This window comes from Burkholderia sp. FW306-1C-G01B (assembly GCF_058781685.1).
This window is the reverse complement of the sequence record NZ_JBYSWZ010000016.1, coordinates 170,758-185,775: the sequence shown is the minus strand read 5'-3', so window position 1 is coordinate 185,775 and position 15,018 is coordinate 170,758. Positions and strand designations below refer to the sequence as shown.

The window sequence follows — 15,018 nt, the reverse complement described above, 5'->3', positions numbered from 1 at the left end:
CCCGGCGGCGGTGCGCATCACCATGCGCGACGCGCCTTCTGACGGGGCACATCTGCCTTTGTCGCAAGCGTCCGATGCACCGGCGAATCTACCGGCAGGCGGAATGCGCGACGGTCGGGGCTGCCGTTCGCGTTGCCGTTGGAAGACAGCGGTCGCGTGGAATGCGCCGCCGAAAACGACAAGGCCGCCCGGCGCAGAAGCGCGCGGGCGGCCTTGCGTGTCGAGCGGCCGTGCGGTGTCGCTCAGCACTCACCCTTCTTCGCGTGTCCCGGCGGGCAGTGGTAGCCGCGACGATCGTCGTAACCATGATGACGTTCCCACTCGCGGCGTTCCCAGTAACGGCGGCCGTCCCAGTAGCGGTCGCCGTGCCAGCCGATGATGACCGCGGGCGCCGGAGCGACCACGACGGGCGCGGGCGCGACGACGACCGGTGCGGGCGTGCCGATGTTGACGTCGACGTTGACGGCATGAGCGAGGCCGGACAGCGAAAGGCCGAGGCCGGCGAAGGCGAGGGCGATCAGAGAGCGCTTCATGTTCTTTTCCGTGATGTCGTTGTGAGGTGGCCGGCGCGACGCGATGGAAGCGAGGGGGGATCGTTCCACCGGGGGAACGCCGCGCCGACACAATGCAGTGTGATGGCACGCGACGGAAAAGGCGAGGCCTGTTTGTTACCGCGGGTTGGCGGCTCGCAGGCGCGGGATGCGGGCATTGGGCCGCACATTTGACAATGGCGGGCCGCGGGTGCGGGCGATCACGCCGCATCGCGCAGCGCCGACCGCGCGAATTTGACATTCGACGGCGCGCGGCCGTGAAGCGGGATTAACGGCACGTTACAAAGTAGCGCGCGGCAGGTGGCCTGATCGCCATGCCTGCCGCGCGGGAAACGGTACGCCGGCCGTCGGGCCGGCGGTCGTCACGGACGGGTTACAGATAGAACATGCGGTCTTCTTCGGGCCGCGGCGGTTGCCCATCCGAACCTTCGCCTTCTTCCTCGCCGCTGTCCTCGTAGAACGCGAGCACTGCGTCGAGCACCTGGTCGGGATCGTCGATCACCTGCATCAGATCCATGTCTTCCGGATTGATGAGGCCCATCGGAATCAGCTGGTCGCGGAACCACTGCAGTAAGCCCTGCCAGAACGTGCTGCCGACGAGGATGATCGGCACGAGGCGCGATTTCTTCGTCTGGATCAGCGTGAGCACTTCGGACAGTTCGTCGAGCGTGCCGAAACCGCCTGGCATCACGATCACCGCATCCGAATTCTTCACGAACGTGACCTTGCGCGTGAAGAAGTGGCGGAAGCGCAGCGAGATGTCCTGGTAGTGGTTGCCGGCCTGCTCGTGCGGCAGCTCGATGTTCAGGCCGACCGACGGCGCCTTGCCGGCGTGCGCGCCCTTGTTCGCGGCTTCCATGATGCCGGGGCCGCCGCCGGAGATCACGGCGAAGCCGGCGTCGGACAGCTTGCGCGCGATCTGCGCGGCCAGCTTGTAGTGCGGCGTGTCGGGTTTGAGGCGGGCAGAACCGTAGATGCTGACAGCCGGGCGGATCTCCGACAGGTACTCGGTCGCCTCGATAAACTCTGCCATAATCGTGAACATCTGCCACGATGCGCGGGCCTTCTTGGCCGTCGCGCGTTCTTGATCTGCGAGCGAACGCAGACTCGGAATCACTTTTCTCTTGTTCATAATGCCTGAAGAACGAAATCTGGAAGGTAAGACCCTGCTATTGGTTGACGGTTCGAGCTATCTGTATCGGGCTTACCATGCGATGCCTGATTTGCGTGGCCCTGGCGGGGAGCCGACCGGAGCGCTCTACGGAATCATCAACATGCTGCGCCGTATGCGCAAGGAAGTCAGTGCAGAGTATAGCGCTTGCGTGTTCGATGCAAAGGGCAAGACGTTCCGCGACGACCTTTATGCCGACTATAAGGCAAACCGCCCGTCGATGCCGCCCGACCTCGCATTGCAGGTCGAACCGATCCACGGCGCGGTGCGTGCGCTCGGCTGGCCGCTGCTGATGGTCGAAGGCGTCGAGGCCGACGACGTGATCGGCACGCTCGCTCGCGAAGCCGAACGGCACGGGATGAACGTGATCGTGTCGACGGGCGACAAGGATCTCGCGCAGCTCGTGACCGACCACGTGACGCTCGTCAACACGATGACCAACGAGACGCTCGACCGCGACGGCGTGATCGCGAAGTTCGGCGTGCCGCCCGAGCGGATCATCGACTACCTGGCACTGATCGGCGATACCGTCGACAACGTGCCGGGCGTCGAGAAGTGCGGGCCGAAGACGGCCGTGAAATGGCTGTCGCAATACGACAGCCTCGACGGCGTCATCGCGCATGCGGACGACATCAAGGGCGTGGTCGGCGACAACCTGCGCCGCGCGCTCGACTTCCTGCCGCTCGGCCGCACGCTCGTGACGGTCGACACGGCCTGCGATCTCGCGCCGCATCTCGAATCGATCGAAGCGTCGCTGAAGACCGACGGCGAGGCGCGCGATCTGCTGCGCGACATCTTCGCGCGCTACGGCTTCAAGACGTGGCTGCGCGAAGTCGACAGCGCACCGGCGGAAGGCGGCGACGCCGATGCGCCGGACGGCGACCCGGCGCCGGTGGTGGCGGCCGACATCGTTCGCGAATACGACACGATCCAGACCTGGGAGCAGTTCGACGCGTGGTTCGCGAAGATCGACGCGGCCGCGCTGACCGCGTTCGACACCGAGACGACCGCACTCGACCCGATGCTCGCGCGGCTCGTCGGCCTGTCGTTCTCGGTCGAGCCCGGCAAGGCCGCGTACCTGCCGGTCGCGCACCGCGGCCCCGACATGCCCGAGCAGCTTCCGCTCGACGAAGTGCTCGCACGCCTGAAGCCGTGGCTCGAATCGGCCGATCGCAAGAAGGTCGGCCAGCACCTGAAGTACGACGCGCAGGTGCTCGCGAACTACGACATCGCGCTGAACGGCATCGAGCACGACACGCTGCTCGAATCGTACGTGGTCGAATCGCACCGCACGCACGACATGGACAGCCTCGCGCTGCGTCATCTGGGCGTCAAGACGATCAAGTACGAAGACGTGGCCGGCAAGGGGGCGAAGCAGATCGGCTTCGACGAAGTGGCGCTCGCGCAGGCCGCCGAATACGCGGCCGAGGATGCCGACATCACGCTGCAGCTTCATCACGCGCTGTATCCGCAGGTCGCGCGCGAACCGGGCCTCGAGCGCGTGTACCGCGAGATCGAGATGCCCGTGTCGCTCGTGCTGCGCAAGATGGAACGCACGGGCGTGCTGATCGACGACGCGCTCCTGCACGCGCAGAGCACCGAAATCGCAACGCGTCTGATCGAGCTCGAAGCGCAGGCGTATGAACTGGCGGGCGGCGAATTCAATCTTGGCTCACCTAAGCAGATCGGGCAGATCTTCTTCGAGAAGCTGCAGTTGCCGGTCGTGAAGAAGACGCCGAGCGGTGCGCCGTCGACCGACGAAGAGGTGCTGCAGAAGCTGGCCGAGGATTACCCGCTGCCGAAGCTGCTGCTCGAGCATCGCGGGCTGTCGAAGCTGAAGTCGACCTATACCGACAAGCTGCCGCGCATGGTGAACCCCGCAACGGGCCGCGTGCACACGAACTATGCGCAGGCCGTCGCGGTAACGGGCCGCCTCGCGTCGAACGACCCGAATCTTCAGAACATTCCGGTGCGCACGGCCGAAGGCCGGCGGATCCGCGAGGCGTTCATCGCGTCGCCGGGCCACCGGATCGTGTCGGCCGACTATTCGCAGATCGAACTGCGGATCATGGCGCACATCTCGGGCGACGCGTCGCTGCTGCGTGCGTTCTCGCAGGGCGAGGACATCCACCGCGCGACGGCCGCCGAGGTGTTCGGCGTGACGCCGCTGGAGGTCAATTCCGACCAGCGCCGGATCGCGAAGGTGATCAACTTCGGGCTGATCTACGGGATGAGCGCGTTCGGGCTCGCGTCGAACCTCGGTATCACGCGCGATGCGGCGAAGCTCTATATCGACCGCTATTTCGCCCGCTATCCGGGCGTCGCGCAGTACATGGAAGACACGCGCGCGACCGCGAAGGAGAAGGGCTACGTCGAAACCGTTTTCGGCCGCCGCCTGTGGCTGCCGGAGATCAACGGCGGCAACGGCCCGCGCCGACAGGCGGCCGAGCGCGCGGCCATCAATGCGCCGATGCAGGGCACCGCGGCCGACCTGATCAAGCTGTCGATGATCGCGGTGGACGATTGGCTCACGCGCGACAGGCTTGCATCGCGGATGATCATGCAGGTGCACGATGAACTGGTGCTCGAGGTGCCCGACGGCGAATTGTCGCTCGTGCGCGAGAAACTGCCGGAAATGATGTGCGGCGTCGCGAAGCTGAAGGTGCCGCTCGTCGCCGAAGTAGGCGCCGGCGCGAACTGGGAAGAGGCACACTGACGCACCGCTGCGCGGTTCCCGATTCCTGCGGCATATTGTTGCAGGGATGCCGAATATCGAGATGGTTTGCTTGTGGTCAACGCGCAAGCTCCCGGACAATGCATGGCAGTCATGTCATTGACCCGGGGCGGCGCGCCCCGCGTTCCGGAACCGGGCGCATCGAAGTGCTTCGAACTGCACATCGATGATGTCCGAACCGGTTAATCCACCGGCGGCGCGAATGCATCGCGTTCGCTTCGTCCGGCGGCAGCAGTTTCGAATCGCAAAGGGGGAATCGGATGCATCGGATCATCATCGTAGGCGGAGGCGCGGGCGGCCTGGAACTGGCGACGCGGCTCGGCGACCGTTACGGCGCGCGCGGCAATCGTCCCGCGCGAGCGCTCGTCACGCTCGTCGACCGCAATCCGACGCACATCTGGAAACCGCTGCTGCACGAGGTCGCGGCCGGCAGCATGGACCCGTTCACGCAGGAGCTCGAATATGCAGCGCAGGCGCGCTGGCACGGCTTCGAGTTCCAGCAGGGCGGACTGACCGGCCTCGACCGCGCGGCGAAGCGCATTACGCTGTCACCCATCAACGACAGCGACGGCGCGGAACTGCTGCCGGAGCGCGAGCTGGAATACGACACGCTCGTGATCGCGATCGGCAGCACGACCCACTTCTTCGGCGTGCAGGGCGCGCCGGAAAACGCGATCGCGCTCGATACGGTTGGCGAGGCCGAGCGCTTCCGCAAGCGGCTGATCGCCGCGTGCATGCGTGCCGAGCACCAGGCGCCGGCGCCGACCGCGCCCGGCGATGCGGCCGAACCGCGTATCCAGGTCGTGATCGTCGGCGGCGGCGCGACGGGCGTCGAGTTGTCCGCGGAGCTGCGCAACACGGCGCAGGTGCTGTCCGCGTATGGGCTGCACAAGCTCGACCCGCGCCACGACGTCGGCATCGTGCTGATCGAATCGGGGCCGCGGATTCTGCCGGCGCTGCAGGAGCGCGTGTCGACGGCGACGGCCGAACTGCTCGAAAAGCTCGGCGTGCGGCTGATGCTCAGCGAGCGCGTGACCGAAGTCGCGCCGGGGCTCGTGCATACCGCGAGCGGGAAGACGGTGCGCGCGGACCTGACGGTCTGGGCGGCCGGCATCAAGGCGCCGTCCGTGCTCTCGCATCTCGACGGCCTCCAGGTCAACAAGCTCGGCCAGCTCGACGTGCGTCGCACGCTGCAGACCTTCACCGACGACAACGTGTTCGCACTCGGCGATTGTGCGGCATGCGCGTGGCCCGGCAACGAACGCAACGTGCCGCCGCGCGCGCAGGCCGCGCACCAGCAGGCGAGCTTCCTGCTGAAGGCGATCGGCTGCCGGCTCGAAGGGCGTCCGCTGCCCGAGTTCACATATCGCGATTTCGGTTCGCTCGTGTCGCTCGGCCATTTCAGTGCGGTCGGCAACCTGATGGGCGGGCTGATCGGCGGCAACATGCTGATCGAAGGGCTGTTTGCGCGCTTCATGTACATGTCGCTGTACCGGCTGCACATCGCGGCGCTGCACGGCTATCCGCGGATGATGCTCGACACCGTCGCGCACTGGCTGCGGCGCACGACGTTGCCGCGCGTCAAGCTGCACTGACACCTCGCGTTCGAGCGGGGAGCGGGCGGGGAGTGCGTGCGTCGCACGTGTTCTCCGCCCGTTGTGTTTGCGGGCAGCGAGGCGGCTGCGCGTGTTCTGGCCGGGCGATGTCGTCCACGCGTTTTTTCAATCCGCAAGCATCCGGTCGTGCAACGGCGATCGATAGATGCGAGCAGCGCCGCGATTCGGCGGGGGCGTCAGCGGGCTTCGACGCCACGACCGATGCGCTCGAATCGATGAGTCGTAATCGAGTCTTACACATCTGACAGTTGACGCAACAACGGATTATTGGGCATCTTGTCCGGGTTTCCGTTTGCGGCGGGGTGCCAACCGCCGCGACATCCGCGCCGTGCGCCGGCGCGATGCCCCGTCATGCCGTATCCACGATCGTGACGGCGGCGCTCTATCGAGGAGTGCATTCATGTTGAAACCCGAAGTAGACAGCCTGGTCCCCCACGTCCCGTTCTCGCGCCGCAAGTTCATGCAGGCCGCGCTGGGCGGCACCTTCGCTGCGGCCGTGCTGCCCGTTTCGGCGCAGACGGTCACGACCGACAGCGCCGGGCTGGACGTCGACACCGTCGAGATCCGCTCCGGCGACGCGAGCGTGCCGGCCTATCGCGCGCAGCCGGCCGGCAAGACGAACCTGCCGGTCATCATCGTGATCCACGAGATCTTCGGTGTGCACGCGCATATCGCCGACGTCTGCCGCCGCTTCGCGAAGCTCGGCTACCTCGCGATTGCGCCCGACCTGTTCGCGCGGCAGGGCAACGCGGCGAAGTATCCGACGATCCAGGCGCTCGTCGACAACATCGTCAGCAAGGTGCCGGACCGGCAGGTCACCGAGGATCTCGATGCGACGGTCGCATGGGCCGGCAAGAACGGTGGCGACCTGGCGCGTCTCGGCGTGACGGGGTTCTGCTGGGGCGGCCGCCAGGCGTGGCTGTATGCCGAACATAATCCGCACGTGCGTGCGGCCGTTGCGTGGTACGGGTTCGTCGAAGGCAAGACCGACGAGATGACGCCGTTCAATCCGGTCGATCATGCGGCGTCGCTGAAGGTGCCCGTGCTCGGGCTGTATGGCGAGAAGGATGCGAACATCACGCAGGCCTCGCTCGCGGACATGCGCAAGGCGATCCAGACGAGCGACTCGAAGCTCGCGCGCGAATCGGAGATCGTCGTGTATCCGGATGCCGGCCACGCGTTCTTCGCTGACTACCGGCCGAGCTATGTAAAGGGTGATGCCGAGGACGGCTGGAAGCGCGCGATCGCGTGGTTCCACAAGTACGGCGTGATGTAAACGGAACGCGGCGGCCGAATGGCCGCCGCTTCGCTTCACCGGTGCGCCGCGCGCCGGATTACGGGTTCGGGCCGGTCGCGATCGGCCGCGACGGATCGGCGCTCCATTCGCTCCACGAGCCCGGATACAGCGATGCGCCGTGCAGCCCCGCGATCTCCAGCGCAAGCGCGTTGTGGCAGGCGGTGACGCCGGAGCCGCACTGCAGGATCGCGAGATTCGGTTCGGTGCCCGCCAGCAGCGTGGAAAACGTCTCGCGCAGTTCGTGACCAGTCTTGAAGCGGCCGTCGGCGTTGAGGTTGTCCTTGAAGAACCGGTTGCGCGCGCCGGGGATGTGGCCGCCCACACGATCGATCGTTTCGTTTTCGCCGCGATAGCGGTCCGGTGCGCGTGCGTCGATCACGACGCGCGTGTGCGACGTCACGTTCGCAAGCACGGCTGCTGCGTCGACCGTCGATTCAAGAGGCGCTCCCGCGCGGAAATCGCCGGCGGCCGGTTGCGGCACGTCGGCCGTCAGCGGCTGGCCTGCCGCTTCCCATGCCTGCAGGCCGCCGTCGAGCACGGCGACCGAATCGTGGCCGAGCCAGCGCAGCAGCCACCACAGGCGCGCCGCATAGGCGCCGCCTTGCGCGTCGTATGCGACGACCTGCTGGCCCTGCTTGAGACCGCGGCTCGCGAGCAGCGTGGCGAATGCATCGCGGGTCGGCAGCGGATGGCGGCCGTTGGTGCCCGTCTTGCGGCCCGACAGGTCGCGGTCGAGATGAAGATACTGCGCGCCGGGGATGTGGCCGGCTGCATACGCGGCTTCGCCCGCGCCCGGATCGGCGAGGTCGAAGCGGCAGTCGAACAGCGCGACGCTGCCGGGCGCCGCGGCCAGGCGCTCGGCGAGATTGGCGGCGGAGATGAGCGTGGTGTAATGAGTGTGCGGCATGACGGCTCCCTGGAGTGCGAATGGCCTGATATTCCAAGTCTAAACAAAAAAAGACGGGCCGAAGCTCGTCTTTTCGTCTGCCGGATGCGGTGCGGCGTCAAAGCGCCGCACCGGCCATCAGATGTCGCCGAGGTGGCGGCGCAGGAACTCGTGGAAGTGCTGCATGCCGTCTTCCATCGGGCTCTGGTACGGGCCGACCTGCGACTCGCCGCGTGCCATCAGCGCATGGCGGCCTGCGTCCATCCGCATCGCGATTTCGTCGTCCTCGACGGCCGTTTCCATATAGGCGGCGCGCTCGGCCTCGACGAATTCGCGTTCGAACAGCGCGATTTCCTCGGGGTAATAGAACTCGACGATGTTGGTCGTCTTCTGCGGGCCGCGCGGGATCAGCCACGACACGACGAGCACGTGCGGATACCACTCGATCATCAGGCCCGGGTAGTAGACCATCCAGATCGCGCCGAACTCCGGCGGCACGCCGTTGCGGAACTTCAGCACCTGCTCGTGCCATTTCTGGTAAGTCGCGCTGCCCGGTTTCGCGAGTGCGTTGTGCACGCCGACCGTCTGCACGCTGTACCAGTCGCCGAATTCCCACTTGAGGTCGTCGCACGACACGAAGCTGCCGAGGCCCGGGTGGAACGGGACGACGTGGTAATCCTCGAGGTAGACCTCGATGAAGGTCTTCCAGTTGTAATCGCACTCGTGCACTTCGACATGATCGAAGTGGTACTCGGAGAAGTCGAAGTGATGTTTCGTGCCGAGGTTGGCGAGATCGCGCGCGACATTCCGGCCTTCGGCCTCGAACAGCAGCCCCTGCCAGTTCTGCAGCGGGCTCTTGCCGAGGTTCAGGCACGGCTTGTCGGGGAAGTGCGGCGCGCCGAGCAGCTCGCCTTCCAGGTCGTACGTCCAGCGGTGCAGCGGGCACACGATGTTCTGCGCGTGGCCGCGCCCGTTGAGCATGATCGCCTGCCGGTGGCGGCAGACGTTCGACAGCAGTTCGATCCGGTTCGTCTGGTTGCGGACCAGCACGCGGCCTTCCTTCTCGGACGGCAGCGCAAAATAATCCCCCGCCTCGGGCACCATCAACTCGTGCCCGACGTAACGAGGTCCTTTCTTGAAGAGGGTTTCGATCTCGCGCTCGAGTAGCGCCTCATCGAAATATGCAGTGACTGGAAGCTGGCTGTGAGCCGACTTCAACTGAAGCGCATCGCTCAGATTGGACATTCCCACTCCCGGTGTTAGCGTGAAAGCAGTGAACAACCCAACCATCGAAAAATCGATTTAGGGAAACGGGGAATTATACCCGGTTCGCCTCGCAAGGCCAGGATTAAGTGCCTGATTTGTGTCAATTTTTTGTCGGGAGACAATCGCCAGGCGCACACTGTGTGCCGGAGATGGGGCCGGAATATGTGCCAGGTGCCCAAGTCGGCAGATCGGAGAATTCTCTTTTGCCGTAGAATGTCCGACTTGTTTTGAAATTTGACACCCTCGTCCATGGCGAAAACCGCATCCCCAGGCGCCACGCCGCCCGGCAATGGCACCGAACCGTTGCCGGACAATTATGAGATGGCGCTCGCGGAACTCGAGACGCTGGTTGCCCGGATGGAAGGCGGCGCGTTGAGCCTCGAGGATTCACTGGCGGCGTACCGCCGCGGTGCGACCCTCGTTGCATTTTGCCAACAGCAGCTCGAGAAAGTGGAGCAGCAGGTTCGCGTGCTCGACGGCGCGACGCTGAAGCCGCTTTCGTCCGGAACGGCCGCCACGGACGGCGAAGACGACGATCTATGACATTCGAACAATGGATGCGGTCCGTGCTTGACCGTGTCGAGGACGCACTCGGTCACTATCTGCCCGCTGAAACCGCGATGCCCGCGCAACTCCACGAGGCGATGCGCTATGCGGTCCTCGGCGGCGGCAAGCGCGTTCGCCCGCTGCTGTGCCATGCAGCAGGCGAGCTGACCGGCGCGACGGAAGCGGCGCGCAATGCGGCGGCGGCGGCGCTGGAGATGATCCACGTCTACTCGCTCGTGCACGACGACATGCCGTGCATGGACGACGACGCGCTGCGACGCGGCAAGCCGACCGTGCACGTGCAGTACGACGAGCCGACGGCACTGCTCGTCGGCGATGCGCTGCAGTCGCAGGCGTTCGTCGCACTGACCGACGCCGCTGCGCTGTCGCCGGTGCAGCAGGCCGCGCTCGTGCGCGAGCTTGCGCTTGCGAGCGGCTCGCTCGGCATGGCCGGCGGGCAGGCGATCGACCTGGCGAGCGTCGGCCTCAAGCTGACGCGCGAGCAGCTCGAGACGATGCACCGGATGAAGACGGGCGCGCTGTTGCGCGCGGCAGTGCGGATGGGCGCGCTGGCCGGCGAGACGCCGTCTGCGGAAACGATGGCCGCGCTCGATGTCTACGCGGCGGCCGTGGGCCTGGCCTTCCAGGTCGTCGACGATATTCTCGACGTCACGACCGATTCGGCGACGCTCGGCAAGACGGCCGGCAAGGACGCGGCGAACGACAAGCCGACCTACGTTTCGATCCTCGGCATCGAGGCGTCGCGCGAGCTCGCAGCGCAACTGCGCGCCGAAGCGCACGACGCGCTGAAACCGTTCGGCGCGCGCGCACAGCGTCTCGCCGAACTTGCCGACCTGGTAGTGAACCGGGTCAGCTGACGCGAAAGCCCGCCGCCGCGCACACGCTACGATGCGTGCAATAGAATGCGGGCGCGTTTGATTTCCTACAATGGAACGACGATGTACGACTTGCTGAAAACCATCGACGACCCGGCGGATCTGCGCCGCCTCGATCGTCGCCAACTGCAACCGCTCGCGGATGAACTGCGCGCGTTCGTGCTCGACAGCGTGTCGAAGACGGGCGGCCATTTGTCGTCCAACCTCGGGACGGTGGAGCTGACGATCGCGTTGCACTACGTGTTCAACACGCCGAACGATCGCATCGTCTGGGACGTGGGCCACCAGACCTACCCGCACAAGATCCTCACGGGCCGCCGCGACCAGATGCATTCGCTGCGCCAGTACGACGGCATCTCGGGCTTCCCGCGCCGCAGCGAATCCGAATACGACACGTTCGGCACCGCGCACTCGAGCACGTCGATCTCGGCCGCGCTCGGCATGGCGATCGGCAGCCAGCTGAACGGCGACGACCGCTTCTCGATCGCCGTGATCGGCGACGGCGCGATGACGGCCGGCATGGCGTTCGAGGCGATGAACAACGCGGGCGTGTCGGAAGATGCGAAGCTGCTCGTGATCCTGAACGACAACGACATGTCGATCTCGCCGCCGGTCGGCGCGCTGAATCGCCATCTCGCCCGCCTGATGTCGGGCCGCTTCTACGCGGCTGCGCGCGCGGGCGTCGAGCGCGTGCTGAGCGTTGCGCCGCCGGTGCTCGAACTCGCACGCAAGCTCGAGGAGCACGCGAAGGGCATGGTCGTGCCGGCCACGCTGTTCGAGGAGTTCGGCTTCAACTACATCGGCCCGATCGACGGTCACGATCTCGACTCGCTGATCCCGACGCTGCAGAACATCCGCGAACTGCGCGGCCCGCAGTTCCTGCACGTGGTAACGAAGAAAGGCCAGGGCTACAAGCTCGCCGAAGCCGATCCCGTGCTCTATCACGGCCCCGGCAAGTTCAATCCGGCCGAAGGCATCAAGCCGTCGACCACGCCCGCGAAGAAGACGTACACGCAGGTGTTCGGCGAGTGGCTGTGCGATGAAGCCGAGCGCGATACGCGCGTCGTCGGCATCACGCCCGCGATGCGCGAAGGCTCGGGCATGGTCGAGTTCGAGAAGCGCTTCAAGGATCGCTACTACGACGTCGGCATCGCCGAGCAGCACGCGGTGACGTTCGCGGGCGGTCTCGCGACCGAAGGGCTCAAGCCGGTCGTCGCGATCTACTCGACGTTCCTGCAGCGTGCTTACGATCAGCTGATCCACGACGTCGCGCTGCAGAACCTGCCGGTCGTGTTCGCGATCGACCGCGCGGGCCTCGTCGGCGCGGACGGCGCGACGCACGCGGGTGCATACGATCTCGCGTTCATGCGCTGCATCCCGAACATGACGATCATGGCCGCATCCGACGAGAACGAATGCCGCCAGATGCTGCACACCGCGCTGCAGCAGCCGAACCCGACCGCAGTGCGCTATCCGCGCGGCGCGGGCACGGGCGTGCCGACGGTGAAGGAATTCACCGAGATCCCGCTCGGCAAGGGTGAAGTGCGTCGCCACACGGCGCAGCCGGAAGGCAAGCGTGTCGCGATCCTCGCATTCGGCACGATGGTCGCACCGTCGCTCGCCGCGGCCGAGGAGCTCGACGCAACCGTCGCGAACATGCGCTTCGTGAAGCCGGTCGACGCCGCGCTCGTGCGCGAACTCGCCGAGACGCACGACTACCTCGTCACGATCGAGGAAGGCTGCGTGATGGGCGGCGCGGGCTCGGCCTGCGTGGAAGCCCTGATGGAGAGTGGGGTTATCCGACCCGTACTACAATTGGGCCTCCCTGACCAGTTCGTCGATCACGGCGACCACGCAAAGCTGCTGTCGCAATGCGGCCTCGACGGCGCGGGCATCGCGAAATCGATTCGCGAACGCTTCCTGAACCCGGCGGCCGATGTCGCCGGTCAGGCGAAGCGCGTCGCATAAGCTGGCGCCGCCCGCGGGCGGCGCTGGTGCGACTGGCGCAACCGGTCTTCATTGATGCGGAAAACATGGGCCTGCGGGCCCATGTTGCTTTTCCGGCTGCCGCATGACGCGGCGTGCGCGTCGTCGAACGCGCGGCTTACAAGGATTGAACAAGATGAACCAGATGAATCCCGCCTTCGTGATGCCCGACGTGCAGAGCACGGTGGATACCCGTCAGATCCCGATTCAGCGCGTGGGCGTGAAGGCGGTCCGGCATCCGTTGACGGTGCGTACCGAAAGCGGCGACGTGCAGCCGAGCGTCGGTGTCTGGAATCTCGACGTGCACCTGCCGGCCGACCAGAAGGGCACGCATATGTCGCGCTTCGTCGCGCTGCTCGAAGAGAACCGCGCGCCGCTGACGGTCGAGCGTTTCCGCGCGATGCTCGCGTCGATGCTCGAGAAGCTCGAAGCCGAGGCCGGCCGCATCGAGGTCACGTTCCCGTACTTCGTGAACAAGACGGCGCCGGTGTCCGGCGTGCAGAGCCTGCTCGACTACGAAGTGACGCTTGCAGGCGAAAGCCGCAACGGCGACACGCGCCTGTTCCTGAAAGTGCTCGTGCCCGTGACGAGCCTGTGCCCGTGCTCGAAGAAGATCTCGCAGTACGGCGCGCACAACCAGCGCTCGCACGTGACGATCGATGCGGAGCTCGCGGCCGACCTGCCGGTCGAGGCGTTGATCCGCATCGCGGAGGAAGAGGCGTCGTGCGAACTGTGGGGCCTGCTGAAGCGCCCGGACGAGAAGTTCGTCACCGAGCGTGCGTACGAGAACCCGAAGTTCGTCGAGGATCTTGTGCGCGACGTCGCGCAGCGTCTCGATGCGGACGAGCGCGTGGTCGCGTATGTGCTCGAAGCCGAGAACTTCGAGTCGATCCACAATCACAGCGCGTATGCGCTGATCGAGCGCGACAAGCGGCAAGCGGCATAACGCTGCGTCGTTTTGCCGCGCCGATGAAAAAGGCCGCTCGTTTTGAGCGGCCTTTTGGTTTTCTTGTCTGGGACGTCGCGGTTCAGCGTGCGAGCGACGCGAGATCCCAGCGCGGCTTCACCGTGAATGCATAGTCGGCGTTCGCCTGCTCGGGCCAGCGGCCGAGCCGCAGCGCGCCCGCGAGTGCGATCATCGCGCCGTTATCGGTGCAGAGCGCGAGATCGGGGTAGTGCACGTCGAAGCCGCGCTTGGCCGCGGCGGCCGACAGCGCCTCGCGCAACTGGCGGTTCGCGCCGACGCCGCCCGCGACCACCAGGCGCTTGAGCTTCGTCTTCTTCAGCGCGGCGAGCGACTTCGCGACGAGCACGTCGACGGCCGCGTCGACGAAACCGCGCGCGAGGTCGGCTTTCGCGCGTTCGAGCGCGTCGCCCGTCAGGTTCGCCGCCTCGAACTTCTTCATCTGTGTGAGCACAGCCGTCTTCAGGCCGCTGAAGCTGAAGTCGAGGTCGCCCGAATGCAGCATCGGACGCGGCAGCACGACTGCGCCCGGCGTGCCCGTTTCGGCGAGCTTCGACACTTCCGGGCCGCCCGGGTAGCCGAGGCCGATCAGCTTCGCGGTCTTGTCGAACGCTTCGCCGGCCGCGTCGTCGAGCGTTTCGCCGAGCGTCTCGTACACGCCGACGTCGGTCACGCGCATCAGTTGCGTGTGGCCGCCGGAAACCAGCAGCGCGACGAACGGGAACGGCGGCGGCTCGGCGACGAGCAGCGGCGACAGCAGGTGGCCTTCGAGGTGATGGATGCCGACGGTCGGCTTGTTCCATGCGAGTGCGAGCGCATTCGCGATGCTCGCGCCGACCAGCAGCGCGCCGGCGAGGCCGGGGCCTTGCGTGAACGCGATCGCGTCGATGTCGTCGCGGCGCGTGCCGCTTTGCGCCATCACTTCCTCGAGCAGCGGCAGCGCGCGGCGGATGTGGTCGCGCGACGCGAGCTCGGGCACGACGCCGCCGTATTCGCGGTGCATCGCGATCTGCGAATGGAGCGCGTGCGCGAGCAGACCGCGCTGCGTGTCGTAGAGCGCGAGGCCGGTTTCGTCACAGGAGCTTTCGATGCCGAGAACGAGCAT

12 protein-coding genes are annotated in these 15,018 nt (G+C 66.1%); 7 read left to right on the top strand and 5 right to left on the bottom strand.

Annotation, left to right across the window (positions count from 1 at the left end; genetic code table 11):
• Positions 1 to 242 precede the first annotated feature (242 nt).
• Together AC3WLY_RS28365 and AC3WLY_RS28360 are read right to left on the bottom strand one after the other, a co-directional pair.
• Entirely contained in the window at positions 243 to 533 is a 291-nt protein-coding gene (locus AC3WLY_RS28365) for a hypothetical protein (RefSeq protein WP_175958666.1), read from the bottom strand.
• A 391-nt stretch (positions 534 to 924) separates the two neighbouring features.
• Entirely contained in the window at positions 925 to 1,683 is a 759-nt protein-coding gene (locus tag AC3WLY_RS28360) for an LOG family protein (protein ID WP_175958667.1), read from the bottom strand.
• Position 1,684: 1 nt separating this feature from the next.
• On the opposite strand from AC3WLY_RS28360, the gene polA reads away from it, so the two are divergent.
• The 3 genes from polA to AC3WLY_RS28345 all read left to right on the top strand — a co-directional run bounded on the left by polA (position 1,685) and on the right by AC3WLY_RS28345 (position 7,348).
• On the top strand, positions 1,685 to 4,438 hold the full coding sequence (gene polA, locus AC3WLY_RS28355; protein WP_492308482.1) for a DNA polymerase I: 2,754 nt from the start codon (positions 1,685 to 1,687) through the stop codon (positions 4,436 to 4,438).
• A 278-nt stretch (positions 4,439 to 4,716) separates the two neighbouring features.
• Positions 4,717 to 6,051, top strand: coding sequence for an NAD(P)/FAD-dependent oxidoreductase (locus tag AC3WLY_RS28350; RefSeq protein ID WP_111019845.1), 1,335 nt, complete (start codon positions 4,717 to 4,719; stop codon positions 6,049 to 6,051).
• Between the two features lie 421 nt (positions 6,052 to 6,472).
• Positions 6,473 to 7,348 carry a dienelactone hydrolase family protein gene (locus AC3WLY_RS28345; protein ID WP_425131895.1) on the top strand — a complete coding sequence of 292 codons (876 nt, stop codon included), beginning with the start codon at positions 6,473 to 6,475 and terminating at the stop codon, positions 7,346 to 7,348.
• A gap of 58 nt (positions 7,349 to 7,406) precedes the next feature.
• Here AC3WLY_RS28345 and AC3WLY_RS28340 read toward each other — a convergent pair whose 3' ends face one another.
• Positions 7,407 to 8,276 (bottom strand): sulfurtransferase, encoded by an 870-nt coding sequence (locus AC3WLY_RS28340; protein ID WP_204422552.1) that lies wholly within the window; start codon positions 8,274 to 8,276, stop codon positions 7,407 to 7,409.
• A 117-nt stretch (positions 8,277 to 8,393) separates the two neighbouring features.
• Complete coding sequence (locus AC3WLY_RS28335; protein ID WP_072439419.1) at positions 8,394 to 9,500, bottom strand: aromatic ring-hydroxylating oxygenase subunit alpha; 1,107 nt, start codon at positions 9,498 to 9,500, stop codon at positions 8,394 to 8,396.
• A gap of 270 nt (positions 9,501 to 9,770) precedes the next feature.
• Here AC3WLY_RS28335 and AC3WLY_RS28330 point away from each other — a divergent pair, with 270 nt between their 5' ends.
• The 4 genes from AC3WLY_RS28330 (at position 9,771) to folE2 (ending at position 13,895) form a co-directional block, all read left to right on the top strand.
• Positions 9,771 to 10,064: an exodeoxyribonuclease VII small subunit gene (locus tag AC3WLY_RS28330; protein WP_006479428.1), complete on the top strand. Its 294-nt coding sequence runs from the start codon at positions 9,771 to 9,773 to the stop codon at positions 10,062 to 10,064.
• Entirely contained in the window at positions 10,061 to 10,945 is an 885-nt protein-coding gene (locus AC3WLY_RS28325) for a polyprenyl synthetase family protein (RefSeq protein ID WP_492308483.1), read from the top strand. Before AC3WLY_RS28330 ends, AC3WLY_RS28325 begins: the two co-directional genes overlap by 4 nt.
• Positions 10,946 to 11,026: 81 nt before the next feature.
• Positions 11,027 to 12,931: a 1-deoxy-D-xylulose-5-phosphate synthase gene (dxs, locus tag AC3WLY_RS28320; protein WP_175958673.1), complete on the top strand. Its 1,905-nt coding sequence runs from the start codon at positions 11,027 to 11,029 to the stop codon at positions 12,929 to 12,931.
• 154 nt (positions 12,932 to 13,085) lie between these two features.
• Positions 13,086 to 13,895 (top strand): GTP cyclohydrolase FolE2, encoded by an 810-nt coding sequence (gene folE2, locus AC3WLY_RS28315; RefSeq protein WP_175958674.1) that lies wholly within the window; start codon positions 13,086 to 13,088, stop codon positions 13,893 to 13,895.
• A gap of 82 nt (positions 13,896 to 13,977) precedes the next feature.
• Here folE2 and tsaD read toward each other — a convergent pair whose 3' ends face one another.
• On the bottom strand, positions 13,978 to 15,018 hold the full coding sequence (tsaD, locus tag AC3WLY_RS28310) for a tRNA (adenosine(37)-N6)-threonylcarbamoyltransferase complex transferase subunit TsaD (protein ID WP_175958675.1): 1,041 nt from the start codon (positions 15,016 to 15,018) through the stop codon (positions 13,978 to 13,980).